The 12,795-nt window shown below is 62.8% G+C and carries 9 protein-coding genes; 4 read left to right on the top strand and 5 right to left on the bottom strand.

The annotated features are described in order from the left end of the window. Nucleotides 1-2 precede the first annotated feature (2 nt). The 5 genes from EK373_RS01585 to EK373_RS01565 all read right to left on the bottom strand — a co-directional run bounded on the left by EK373_RS01585 (nucleotide 3) and on the right by EK373_RS01565 (nucleotide 7,487). Nucleotides 3-1,520 carry a DHA2 family efflux MFS transporter permease subunit gene (locus EK373_RS01585; RefSeq protein ID WP_129643242.1) on the bottom strand — a complete coding sequence of 506 codons (1,518 nt, stop codon included), beginning with the start codon at nucleotides 1,518-1,520 and terminating at the stop codon, nucleotides 3-5. A gap of 47 nt (nucleotides 1,521-1,567) precedes the next feature. Beyond that, entirely contained in the window at nucleotides 1,568-2,809 is a 1,242-nt protein-coding gene (locus tag EK373_RS01580; RefSeq protein WP_129640996.1) for an HlyD family efflux transporter periplasmic adaptor subunit, read from the bottom strand. 24 nt (nucleotides 2,810-2,833) lie between these two features. Further along, entirely contained in the window at nucleotides 2,834-4,243 is a 1,410-nt protein-coding gene (locus tag EK373_RS01575) for an efflux transporter outer membrane subunit (protein WP_129640995.1), read from the bottom strand. Next, on the bottom strand, nucleotides 4,240-4,737 hold the full coding sequence (locus EK373_RS01570) for a MarR family winged helix-turn-helix transcriptional regulator (RefSeq protein ID WP_129640994.1): 498 nt from the start codon (nucleotides 4,735-4,737) through the stop codon (nucleotides 4,240-4,242). The genes EK373_RS01575 and EK373_RS01570 overlap by 4 nt, the downstream gene beginning before the upstream one ends. Before the next feature lie 86 nt (nucleotides 4,738-4,823). Next, complete coding sequence (locus tag EK373_RS01565; protein WP_129640993.1) at nucleotides 4,824-7,487, bottom strand: glycosyltransferase; 2,664 nt, start codon at nucleotides 7,485-7,487, stop codon at nucleotides 4,824-4,826. A 138-nt stretch (nucleotides 7,488-7,625) separates the two neighbouring features. Between EK373_RS01565 and EK373_RS01560 the strand changes: the two genes are divergently transcribed. The 4 genes from EK373_RS01560 to EK373_RS01545 are packed head-to-tail and all read left to right on the top strand — an operon-like array spanning nucleotide 7,626 to nucleotide 12,674. Further along, a complete protein-coding gene (locus EK373_RS01560; RefSeq protein ID WP_129640992.1) occupies nucleotides 7,626-8,300 on the top strand; it encodes an outer membrane beta-barrel protein in 675 nt (224 codons plus the stop codon). Continuing rightward, on the top strand, nucleotides 8,300-8,989 hold the full coding sequence (locus EK373_RS01555) for an ABC transporter ATP-binding protein (protein WP_129640991.1): 690 nt from the start codon (nucleotides 8,300-8,302) through the stop codon (nucleotides 8,987-8,989). The genes EK373_RS01560 and EK373_RS01555 overlap by 1 nt, the downstream gene beginning before the upstream one ends. Next, nucleotides 8,986-11,541 carry an FtsX-like permease family protein gene (locus tag EK373_RS01550; protein ID WP_129640990.1) on the top strand — a complete coding sequence of 852 codons (2,556 nt, stop codon included), beginning with the start codon at nucleotides 8,986-8,988 and terminating at the stop codon, nucleotides 11,539-11,541. Before EK373_RS01555 ends, EK373_RS01550 begins: the two co-directional genes overlap by 4 nt. After that, nucleotides 11,541-12,674, top strand: a complete 1,134-nt coding sequence (locus EK373_RS01545) for a lipocalin-like domain-containing protein (RefSeq protein ID WP_129640989.1) — start codon at nucleotides 11,541-11,543, stop codon at nucleotides 12,672-12,674. The genes EK373_RS01550 and EK373_RS01545 overlap by 1 nt, the downstream gene beginning before the upstream one ends. The last annotated feature ends 121 nt before the right edge of the window (nucleotides 12,675-12,795 follow it).

The raw sequence follows: 12,795 nt of genomic DNA, 5'->3' as shown, positions 1-12,795 counted from the left end.
ACTCAATCCGCTGCGACGTGCGCCGCGCCGCCAGTGTGCGGTCGGCGCGCCAGCCAGACGAGGGCGATCATAGCCAGCGTCAGCCATGACGAGATCCAGAAATAATCTATCGAGGACAGCAGGTACGCCTGCCCGACCATTTGTTTGTTGAGCGCCGCCAAGGCGGCGCTGTCGGACATACCTAGCGAATGCATGTGTTCCAGCGCCTGCTGCATGGGGGCGTCATACACGCTCGAGCTGTTCGCCAGGTGCGCCTGATGGAACGCCTCGCGACGATCCCAGAACGTGGTCGTGATCGACGTGGCAAAGCTTGCCGCGATGGTGCGCAGGAAGATCGCAAGACCCGAGGCCGCCGGCACTCGCTGCGGTTCGATGCCGTCGAGCATGATGGTGAGAATGGCGACGAAGAACGTGCCCATCGCCAGGCCCTGAATCAGCTGTGGAATGATGAAGTCCATGGGCGCGGCTTCGGCGGTCAGTCGCGCTCGCATGTAATAAGAAACAGCGAACGCGACGAACGCCATCGAGGTCAGCCAGCGCGCGTCGTATCTAGCCAGGAAGCGCGCCGCCATCGGAGAAATGATCACCGCGATCAGGCCGCCGGGTGCGGCCAGCAATCCCGCCCACGTCGCCGTGTAGCCGAGCTGCGTCTGCATCCACAGCGGCAACAACACGATGTTGCCGAAGAACACCGCGTAGCCCAGGCACATCGGGATCAGCGCGAACGTAAAGTTTCGATGCTTGAACAGCGACAGGTCGACGATGGGATGCTTTTCGGTCAGCTCCCAGATCAGCCAGGCCGCGAAAGCGATCACCGAGACGATGGTGAGCACAACAATGAACGGCGACGAGAACCAATCTTCGTCCTTGCCCTTGTCCAGCATGATCTGCAGCGCGCCGACCCACACCACCAGCAGCGACAGGCCGATCGTATCGACCGGCAGCTTGCGGGTTGGCGTCTCTCGCTTGCGCAACTGGAACCAGCACACGGCAAACGTGAACAGGCCGACCGGAATGTTGATATAGAAAATCCACGGCCAGGTGGCGTTGTCTGAAATCCAGCCGCCGAGCACCGGGCCCATGATGGGCGCGACCAGCGTCGTCATTGACCAGAGCGCCAGCGCCAGTCCTTTCTTCGCAGGCGGAAACAGCATCAGCATCAACGCCTGCGACCCGGGCACCATCGGCCCGGACACTGCGCCTTGCAGCACGCGGAAGAAGACCAACGATTCCAGGTTCCAGGCCACACCGCAGAGGAAAGATGCGACGGTGAAGGCCAGCACCGCGGCAACGAACGTCCGCACGATGCCGAAGCGCTGCATGAGCCAGCCCGTGAGCGGCACGCTGATACCGTTGGCGACGGCAAACGAAGTGATGACCCACGTTCCCTGGTCCGCCGATGCGCCGAGGTTGCCGGCGATGGTCGGAATGGAAACATTGGCGATGGTCGTGTCCAGCACCTGCATGAAGGTGCCGAGCGCCAGTGCCAGTGAGGTCACGGCGAGGGCGCCGCCCGTCATGGGCGCCTGCTCGGATGCAGCGTTCGTGCTCACAGGAGCTCCTGCGATTACCGGCTGGCCTGCCGCGTGCCGGCGGAGTCGATCGCGGCGACCGTCGCGCCACGAGTATTCCCACGGTTGCTCGCGACCGCGCCATGGGCTGTCGCGTTCTGATGAATGATCTCGGCGATGCGTTGCTCGATGCCGGTGTCTTCACCGACGCTCTTCTGCACAGGTTGTGGCGTATTGCGAACCTGCGATGCCACCAACGGACCCGACGTGTCGCGCACGTCGATCTCCGCGTGCATCGACAAACCGACACGCAGTGGGTTCTGCTCGAGCTGCTCGGGATCGAGCGTGATGCGAACCGGCACACGCTGAACGATCTTGATCCAATTGCCCGACGCGTTCTGGGCGGGCAGCAGTGCGAACGCGCTGCCACTGCCGGCGGCGAGGCCGGCAACGGCGCCTTTGTATTCGACATCCTTGCCGTAAATGTCCGCGTGCACGGTGACCGGCTGACCGACGCGCACGCTCTTCAGCTGGCTTTCCTTGAAGTTCGCATCGATCCAAACATCATCGAGCGGCACGACCGCGAGCAATGGCGCCCCCGCATTCACGTGCTGACCCAGCTGAACGCCGCGCTTGGCGATCGTGCCGGATACGGGCGATCGAATGGTCGTACGACGCAGAGCGAGCGACGCGTCGCGAAGTTGGGCGGCGGCGGCGAGCACGTTGGGATGATCTTCCAGCGTCGTGCCTTCGATCTGCGCGAGCGTGGCGTCGAGCTGACGCTGCGCGGCCTGCAACGATGCGCGCGTTTGAGCGATCGTGTCTTGAGCGTGTGCGAGCTCTTCACCTGAGACGGCGCCGTCGGCGACCAATGCCTGACGACGAGCGTAGTCGTTCTGCGACTTCCTGAGATCGGTCTCACGCTCAGCGATCTGGGCGCGCAGCTGATCGGCCTGCGAGTAGAGCGCGCGAACCTGTCGAACGGTGCGTGCGAGCTCTGCTTCGGCTGCAGCCACGGCGATGTTTGCATCGGCGGGATCGAGCTCGACGAGCACCTGGCCGCGCTCGACACTTTGCGTGTCATCGACGTGCACGCCCAGTACGGCGCCCGGCACTTCGCTGGTGATCTGCACGATGTCGCTGGCGACGTAAGCGTCGTCCGTGCTTTCGTAATAGCGCCCGACCGTCAGCCAGTAGGCGGTGTAACCGATGGCGCCGAGCGCGACGACGGCGGCCAGGATCAGCAGGCCTCGCTTGCGGGCGCCGTTGCCGTTGGCAGGAGCAGGGGTGTCGCTCATAAGAATTCCGTTGATGAGTACCGATCAGCTGGCGGCAGTGAAGTTGCCACCGACGGCCAGCAGCAGCGACACGCGAGCGAGCGCTTGTTGATGAAGGATGTCCACAAAGGTGGTGCGTGCGTTCAGCACCTGGGTCTCGGTGGTCAGCACCGACAGATAATTCGCGAGCCCCGCTTCGTAGCGCTTTTGCGCCAGCCGATAAGCTTCTTCCGCGGCGGTGAGCGTGGCGCGCGCCTGTTGTAGCTGCTGCGCGCTGTAGTTCACCTGAGTCAGCTGATCCGCAACCTGCTGAACGGCAGAGAGCACGACGCCGTTATAGGAGCTGACAGCTTCGTCCTGCAGCGCTGTCGCGGTGTTGAATTGGGACTTGAGCCGTTTTGACTCGAAGAGCGGCAAGCTGATCGCCGGGCCGAAGCCATAAGTGCGATTGTTCGCTTCGAACAAGTTGTCGAGTCCGATCGCCTGAAAGCCCGCGAACGCACTGAGATTCACATTCGGATAGAACGCCGCGCGAGCTGCAGCTCTTTCCGAAGAGGCGGCTTCAACTCGTGCGCGAGCCGCGAGAATGTCAGGACGACGGCCAAGGAGATCGGCCGGCAACTCCGTCGGAATCGACAGAGCGGCTTCCAGATTCAGCGTGGGCTTGCCTATCCGCTCGTAAGCGTCCGCGCCGTCGCCGACTAGTGCAGCCAGACGATGCACGGCAACCTCGCGCGCCGCTTCGGCCTGCAGTCGAGCAAGCTCGGCCTGAGGCACAGCTGACTCGGCTTCACGCAATTCGACGTTTGTATCGAGACCCGCGTCGATGCGCTTGCGCGTAATGTCGAGAATGCGCTTTCTCTGTTCCAGCGACTGCTGCGCGATGTCCGCGAGCGCGATGGCGCGATTCAAATCGAGATAGGTTTGTGACAAAGCCACGGTCGTCGCGAGCCGCGCGGCTTCCGAGTCCAGCCGTGCGGCCTCGACGGTCGATCTGGCAGCATCGATCAGTGCGGCCTGCTTGCCCCAGAAATCCAGATCCCAGGACAGATCGGCGAGCAGTTGGCCGGACCAGTAGGTGCCGCCACCGAATGGCGGCGGATAAATATATTCCTCGGGCCAGCGGGCGCGTTGTTCTGCGCCATTCAGCGTCACGCCGGGCGTACGCTGCGCAACGACCAGCTGCACTTGCGACTGAGCGGCGCGCACGCGCGCCAATGTTTGCTGCAGATCGGGATTGTGCTCGAGCGCAGTGGAGACGAGTTGGTCGAACTGTGGATCGCCGTACTGTTCCCACCATCGATCAGTCACGGTCGGCGCAGTGGTGGCGCGGAGGCCGACACTCTCATCGGCGATCGATTGCACCTGTGGCTCGGTCTTCGGTGGAGTCACACATCCGCTGAGCGCGGCGGCGATTGCGAGCAGCAATGCGCCCGTGCGAGCAAGTGCGTTCATGACACTTTCTCCTTGTCCGAGGCTGCCGGAGCGTTGGGCATCAGCTCTTCCATCCGGCCTATCAGACGTCTCAACATCGACTGCAGCATCTTCACTTCTTCACGCGTGAAGCCATCCAACGCGGTGTTCAGTGCATCGCATGCCGTGGGAATCAGGGTGTCGAGGACTTCGGCGCCGGCCTCGGTGAGCGAAAGCTCGACGACGCGTCGATCGTCGGCGCTACGACGTCGCTCGATGAGCTTGCGGGATTCGAGCTGATCGATGAGGCGAGTCATCGCGCCGCTGTCATGGTGCAGGTTGCGGCACATGTCGGCGGTCGTCGTGGCGAGACCGTCGCGCAGATACATGAGCACCGCCCACTGTTGCAGGGTGAAATTCTGCTGCTCGAACAGGCGTTCGATGCGTTCCTGCATCAGGCGCTGCGCGCGCTTGATCAGGTATCCCATGCTGTCGCGCAGGTGAAAGGAATCGGGCTTGTAGTGCGGCTTGGGCATTTGATTGCCTCGGCAATGACTGCCTAGGCAGGCATTATAGGCCGGGCCAGCGGCCTCACAAGCCGGGAATTTCGCGCTTTCTAGAACTAGTCAGCGGAATCTTGGGCACGAAAGGGCGCGGCGGCTGGCACGCCCGTGCTCATTGGCGGGCGGCCCAGCCAACGGGCCGGCAGCGACAGGGCGCTGATCAGTGACATAACCAGGGAGGCCGCATGAGGGATTGCCTGAATGAGCAGCACCGCGACCCACAGCGACACATCGGGCGCCTTCAATTCCTCGGGAATTCCGACCACCAGGCCTGGGGCGATCGTGTACTGACCCGTCAGACCAATGGCTGCAAGCACCAACACGACCATCCAGGCCGTTTCGGCGCGTGCGGCGGCGAAGCCTTCGATCAATGCGTGCGGTTGTTTGCCTTTCGGCGTTCGGAAGAAAGGTTGGCTGCGCGTCAGCAACCCTTGCACGACCGCGACGCTGACGACATGTGACAAGGCCAGGCCAGCCAGTGCGGCGGCCAATGTCTGACGAATGTTTGCGCCGACGCGCGATGCATACAGATGCGCCAGCTTTGCGAGCTTGAACGCGAACAGCGCGAGCGGCAGCACCGAGAACATCATCAGCGGCGGATCGAAGCGATGAGGCGCGAGGATCATCGCGGCCGACCACACCAGAGCGAACGAATTGAAGATCAGGTTCAAGCCATCCATCATCCAGGGCAGCCACCCTGCGATGAAGTGGTATCGCTGGCCTTTGGTCAGGCGTTGATCGGAGCTCAGCAGCACATCCGCATGCGCACGCAGGATCTGAACGGCGCCGTACGCCCAGCGGAAGCGTTGTTTCTTATAGTCGGTGAAGGTCTCGGGCATCAGCCCGCGCCCGTAAGTCACAGGTAGGTACTGTGCGTCGTAGCCGTGCTCGAACAGTCGCAGTCCCAGTTCGGCATCTTCGGTGATGCACCACTCGGCCCAGCCGCCGGCTTTTTTCAACGCCGAGTGTCGGACCAAGGTCATCGTGCCGTGTTGAATGATGGCGTTGCGCTCATTGCGCACGACCATGCCGATGTGAAAGAAGCCGCGGTACTCGGCGTAGCACATGGCCTTGAACGCGTTCTCTTCGGCGTCACGGTAATCCTGCGGTGACTGCACGATTGCGAGATTTTCGTCCGCGAATGCCGGCACGAGCGTGCGCAACCAGTGCGGTTCGACCTTGTAATCGCTGTCGATCACGGCGACGACGCGAGCGTCGGCCGCCGTATGTTTGAGCGCGTAGTTCAGCGCGCCGGCCTTGAAGCCCTTGAGTGGCTCGACGTGGTGGAACTTGAAGCGCTCGCCGAGCTTCCGGCAATGCTCTTCGACAGGCCGCCAGACGGCGGGCCCGGGCGTGTTGTTGTCGACGACGATGACTTCGTAGTCGGGATAGTCCAGCGCAGCGAGCGCGTCGAGCGTCTCGATCAACATCTCGGGCGGTTCGTTGTACGCCGGCACGTGAATCGAGACCTTGGGCAGCACCGGCATCTGGAGCGCCGACAGATCGAACGGCCGTTTGCGCGGCTTGCCCCAGCGCGCCTCGGCCCATTCCAGCGCTTCCGTTATCAGCACGGCGATGACGCCGAGCATGCCCAGGATCAGCAAGGTGCCGATCAAGATGCTGGAAACGGTGAGGTAGCGTCGCGAATAGTCGTAAATGATCCAGACCAAGGTCGTGGCGACGCCGTACACGACGACGGCCAGCAAGCTGCGACCCCGCGTGCCGAGCGCGAGGCTGTGGAAGTAGAGCATGGCCAGGATCACCGTCGAGATCGCGACGGTCACCGCGGCCAGCGTTTGCCATTGTGGAATGCGGACAATGGGTTCGACGAATGCAAACTTGGCCTGACGATGGACGTCATACACGCCCCAGTACGCTTCGACCGCGCCTTGATATCGGGCCTTCCAGGGCTGATCGAACGCTTCCATCAGGTAGTAGACATAGCCCTCGCGTCTGGCGAGATCCAGAAAGCGCCGAAGAAACATCGCCTGATTGCTGGTCGAAGCGACCGCCCCGCCGCGAGTGCGCCCGTCCGATGGCCAGCCGACCTCGGCGATCACGATGGGCTTGCCGGGATAGGCGCGCCGCAATTGCTCCATGTTCGAGACCACGTACTCGATGGCGCGATCGACCGGGATGCCTTCCCAATAAGGCAACAAATGCACAGCCAGATAGTCGACGTGGTCGACCAGTTCGGGATATTTCAGCCAGACGTGCCACGGCTCCGCAGTGCTGACGGGCTGCTCCACTGCTTCTCGTACCCGATCCAGCTGCTCGGTCAGCTGCGCGACGGTGAGGTCGCCGCGCAGGATGGCTTCATTGCCGATCACCAGGCGGATCACATTGGGATGCTGCCTGGCCAGCTCGATGGCGGCGGCCGTTTCCCGATCGTTGGTGGCAAGACGCCGATCCAGCCAGGCGCCCACCGTGACTTTCAAATCGTAACGAGCGGCGAGCTCTGGAATCCTGCCCAGGCTCTTCAGCGTGGAATAGGAGCGAACGGCGGTAACCTTGTCGGCCAACAGTCGCAGGTCGCTGTCGATCTGTTGCTCGGTGGGCAGCACCTGCACGAACGGGTCCTGCCCCGCCTGGAACGGCGAGAACGCCATGCCCTGCACGCGCGCCGGCCAGGGCGGCTCGGCGGTCGGCCGGTTCACGTACGCCCACAGGGCGAAGGTGAGCGCGGCGAACACGGCCGCAACCAGAAAACCCGACCACTTCATTGTGACTCGATTGACGGCGTGGGGGCGAATAGGTGGTGAAGGGCAACGTTCAGGCAACGAACCTGCGACATGTTAACTTAGCCGGCGCGACGGTCAGCCGAAGTCGGCCCGCGGCCGCACCGAAGGAGTCTTTAGGCTATGCATTGGCACATTGGTAAGTGGTTCTTTCCACGACAGATTTCTCTGCGCAACTGGATGCGCGCCGCGTTTGGCGTAACGCTGTTGGCGGCGGCTGCCAGCGCTTCCGCGCAACACGCGCCCGATACGTATTCGAGCTGGGAGTTCACCCCGTTCTACGGCTACATGGCCGGCGGCGAATTCGAAGACCCGACCACCAACACCGATCGCGATCTGGATGCGGACAACAGCTTCGGCTTGTTCATCGATGCCGCCGCGGATGAATGGCGGCACTACGAGCTGATCTACACCAAGCAGGGCAGCTCGATCGACGGCGCCGTGCCGCTGGATCTCGACGTGGAATATCTGCAGATCGGCGGCACCGTCATGTATCAGGACGCCCAGACCGTGATTCCGTATTTCGGCATGACGATCGGCGGAGCGCGGCTCAGTCCGGACGGTCCGGGGCTCGATGACGAGACCAAGTTCGCGTTCTCGGTGGGCGGCGGCTTCAAGGTGCCTGTCACGGATCACTTTGGCGTGCGCTTCGATGCGCGTGCTTTCGTTACGCTGCTCGATAGCAGCGGCAACGTCTTCTGCGTCTCGGATAACGGCGTGGGCACCTGTGGGATCCGTGCCAAGTCCGATACGTTCGTGCAATACCAGGCCGCGCTGGGAGTCATCATCGGCTTCTGATGCTGCGGGTCGAGAACATCAGCAAATCCTTCGGAGGAACGCCGCCGCGACAGGTGCTCGGCGGCGTTTCTCTGCAGCTCGCGCCGGGGGAGTACGTCGCCGTAATGGGCGAGTCGGGCACCGGCAAATCCACACTGCTCAATCTGATCGCCGGGCTCGATACGCCGGACGCCGGGCGGATCTCGCTCGACGGTCGGGATATCGGCGAGCTCGACGACGATTCACGCACACGCCTGCGCCGGGCGCGCATGGGCTTCGTGTTTCAAGCATTCCATTTGTTGCCGCACTTGAGCGTCGAGCGGAACGTTGCCTTGCCGCTGGCTCTGAATGGCCAGCAAGGTCGCGAAGCTGCCGATCGAGTGCGTGAGTTGTTGGACGCCGTCGGCATGTTGGAACGTGCCAACGCTGCGCCGTCCCAACTCTCCGGCGGTGAGATGCAACGTGTCGCCGTCGCTCGCGCGCTGGCGCATCGTCCGGCATTGGTGCTCGCGGATGAGCCCACCGGCAATCTCGATTCCGAATCCGCGGCTGAAGTCCTCGAGCTGCTGGCGGCGCAACTCAAGCGCGACAATGCGGCCGGCATTCTGGTGACTCATTCGGAGCTGGCGGCCGCCACCACCGATCGCATCCTGCAACTTTCCCGGCAAGGATTGGCGCCGCGCGCAGCAGGTTCCTCCCGTCAGTCGTGATCGCGCCGCTGCTCATCGAGGCCGCGATCACCGGCCCCATGCGGCGCTCGCCGGGGCGCACGCTGCTCGCTGTTCTCGCGATTGCGCTGGGTGTGGCGCTCGGACTCGCGATCTATCTGATCAATCGTTCCGCTGCCGATGAAATTTCCTTGGCGGCGCGCAGCTTGTATGGGCTCGCCGATCTCGCCATCGAAGGCGGCGCAGAGGGCTTCGACGAAAGTGTGTATCCGCGCATCGCTCGAACACCCGGTGTGGTGGTGGCCAGCCCGGTCGTGGAAGTCGAAGCGAAGGTCGTCGGCCGTCGCGGTCCATTGATGGTGCTCGGGATGGACGGCTTCCGCTCGAAGCTTTTGCAGCCGGCATTCGCAGCGTCGGTTGTTGGCGCCGGCGCCGATGAAGAGAGATCGGGCGCTGACGCGGGCGATGAACAAACTGACGATCAGTTCGGCAATCGCTCCATCCTCTTGAGCGCAAGCGCGGCGCGCGAATTGCAGCTCGAGCGTGGCGAGTTCATCGAATTCCAGGTTGGCGTGAAGCGGGAGCGGTTGCGTGTGGCCGGAGTGCTGCCGCCGGCGGCGCTGCAGGACTTCGGTGGTGTCGTCGATATCGCGACCGCTCAATGGGTGTTCGAACGGCTCGGTAAGCTGTCGCGCATCAATCTGCGGCTCGCGACCGGTTCCAGTCCGGAGCAAGTAAAAGCAGCGCTCGCGGAACTGCTGCCGCCGACGGTGCGCGTTACGACGCCAGGTGAAGCGACCGACGATGCTTTGAGATTGTCGCGTGCGTATCGGTCCAATCTTACGGCACTGGCGCTGGTTGCGCTGTTCACCGGCGGCTTCTTTGTTTATTCCACGCAGTCGCTGGCGGCGCTGCGCCGGCGTCGTGAGTTCGCGGTCATGCACGCGATTGGCGTGACCCGCACGGAACAGCTGCTGTTGATGCTTTCGAGCACCGTGATCGTCGGCGTGCTCGGCGCGGCGGTTGGCATCGTACTTGGTGTGCTGATCGCGCGGATCGGACTGAGTGCGCTCGGCGCCGACCTGGGCGCTGGTTACTTTCGCGGGCTCGCGCCTGGGTTGAACGTTCATGTTGCTGAAGTCGCAGTGTTCTCGTTGCTCGGCATCGGCGTGGCCGTTGCAGGAGCGCTGCGGCCTGCGCTCGACGCCGCTCGGGTTCCAACGGCCAGTGCGCTGAAGGCAGGCGACATCACCAGCGGTGAGATTCGCCCACATGGCTGGATGGTGTTGACGCTCGGTGTGCTGGCGGCGATCACCGTGAGTTTGCCGCCGATCGCAGGGCTGCCATTGCCCGGCTTCGTTGCCATCGCGTTGTTCCTCATTGCTTGCGTGGTGGCGATGCCGTCGGTTGTTCGCTTCGTACTGCGTCACGCGCCGCGCTGGCGTCGTATTCCGTATGAGATTGCCATTGCGCAGATCGCCGGCACGGCGAAGTACGCGACGCTCAGTGTTTCTTCCATCATCGTCAGCTTCAGCTTGATGGCGTCGATGGCCATCATGGTTACGTCATTCCGCGACTCGCTGGATCAATGGACACAGAAGGTGCTGCCGGCGGACTTGTATGTGCGCGTCGGTTACGTCGGTCAGTCGTCGTATCTGGACGAGTCGCTGGCGAAATCGATGGGGCGGGTGCCGGGTGTCGAGCATGTGGAGTACAACCGCTTTGCTCGCGTGCAGCTCTCGCCCGATCGTCCGGCTCTGACTTTGATTGCCCGTTCGATGAATCGCGATCATCCCGAAAAGACGTTGTGGATGATGAGCACCGCGACTGACGACCCCCCGAGCGGCGCCTTGCCGGTGTGGGTGAGCGAGGCGGCGTCGGATCTGTTCGCCATCGAGTCGGGCGATGAGATCGAGTTCGATCTCGCAGGCAAGCAAGTTGTCGGCTCGGTGCGCGGCGTGTGGCGCGACTATGAGCATCAGAACGGCGCGATCGTCATGGGACGAGATGATTACGTGGCATTGACTGGTGATCGCGCGGTGAACACCGTCTGGTTCTGGCTGGATGACGCAGCGGACATAGGCAAGGTCGGCAATGCGATTCGCGACCTGATGCCACCGGGCACGGATCACGATATGCGCACGCCAGGTGAGCTGCGCAAGCTGTCGCTGGCCGCGTTCGATCGAACGTTTGCGATAACCTATTTGTTGGAGCTGGTGGCCGTGACTATCGGTTTGTTCGGCATTGCGGCCGGTATCAGTGCTCAGGTGCTGGCGCGGCGGAGCGAGTTCGGCGCACTCAGGCATTTGGGCTTTACGCGTGGCCAGGTCGCGACGATGCTGGCGATTGAAGGCTCGGTGCTCGGCGCGCTCGGCGTGATCGTTGGTTTGATCGCGGGCACCGCTATCAGCTTGATTTTGATCTACGTCGTGAACCGGCAGTCGTTTCACTGGAGCATGGATTTGAGCGCGCCCGTCGGATTGCTCGCTGGCTTGAGCGCGGCGTTGATCGCGGCGGCTGCATTGATCGCGGTCGTAAGTGGTCGGCAGGCGATGGGTGGCGAAGTCGTGCGCGCGGTCAGGGAGGATTGGTGATGCGCCGGGTCGTCGCGCGCAACCCGTCCTTGTTAGATGCTCAGCGCGTGTTGGAGCGCATCGTTGCGCGTGTTTGCGTGGTGCTATCGGTTGCGCTTCTCGTTGCCGCCGGTGCACGTGCCGAGGTTGTCTATCCTGACGTAACGCCCGGCTATCAAATGGAATTCCCACGCGACGAGGGCAGTCATCCTCTGTTCAAGACGGAATGGTGGTATGTCACCGGCTGGGTCGAAGACACCTCCGGTGCGCCGCTCGGGTTTCAACTCACTTTCTTTCGCTCGCGCACCGGCATCGACGACGACAATCCTTCGCGATTCGCCTTGCGCCAGGTTTTGTTCGCTCACCTGGCGGTCAGCGATCCAAAGCGCGGCTCGTTGTTACATCACGAGAAGTCCGCGCGGCCCGGGTTTGGGCTCGCTGAAGCTGCGGAAGGGTCGCTCGATGTTTATATCGACGATTGGCAGCTGCGGCGCGACGGCGATGGATATATCGCCGTGGCCAAAGCCGACGACTTACAGCTCGATTTGAAGCTGCAGCCGAAAGCGCCGCCCCTGCTTCAGGGCGATCAGGGCTTCAGTCAAAAAGGCCCGAACCCGATCTCGGCATCGTATTACTACAGCCTGCCTCAACTTGCCGTCACCGGCCGCATCGGTATCGGCGGCAAGGATCAATCGGTGCGCGGCCTCGCTTGGTTCGACCACGAGTGGTCCAGCGGCATCGTCGATGAGCGCGCGCAGGGCTGGGATTGGGTTGGCATCAACCTCGACGACGGCGGCGCGTTGATGCTGTTCCAGATGCGCGGCTCTGGAGACCGCGAACTGTGGGCCGCTGCGAAGTGGCGGGACGCCAGCGCCAACAATGCTGTTTCGTATAAACCCGAAGCAGTGGAGTGGAAGCCGCTGCGCTACTGGCGCTCGTCACGCACGGGCGTTCGCTATCCGATCGAGTGGCAAGTGACCGTCGGCGAGCGTGTGATCACGTTGCAGCCGCTCATCGACGATCAGGAAAACGATGCGAGCGGCAGTACCGGTACGATCTATTGGGAGGGTGCTGTTCGCGCCTTCGAAGCGGGCAAGCCCATAGGTCGCGGTTACCTGGAGCTGACGGGCTACGCAGGGAAGATGCGTTTGTAACTACAGCTACGTTGGCGCGGATGAAATCAAACGTCGCGGCCGCTCGGTGCTGGCCGTCAGCGACGGCAAGCTTTATGTGATGACGCTGGATGGCGCCGCGCTCCACTACTTCGAAGCGTCG

This window comes from Peristeroidobacter agariperforans (assembly GCF_004138335.1).
GTDB classification, from domain to species: Bacteria; Pseudomonadota; Gammaproteobacteria; order Steroidobacterales; family Steroidobacteraceae; genus Steroidobacter; species Steroidobacter agariperforans.
This window is presented reverse-complemented; position numbering and strand designations above follow the sequence as displayed.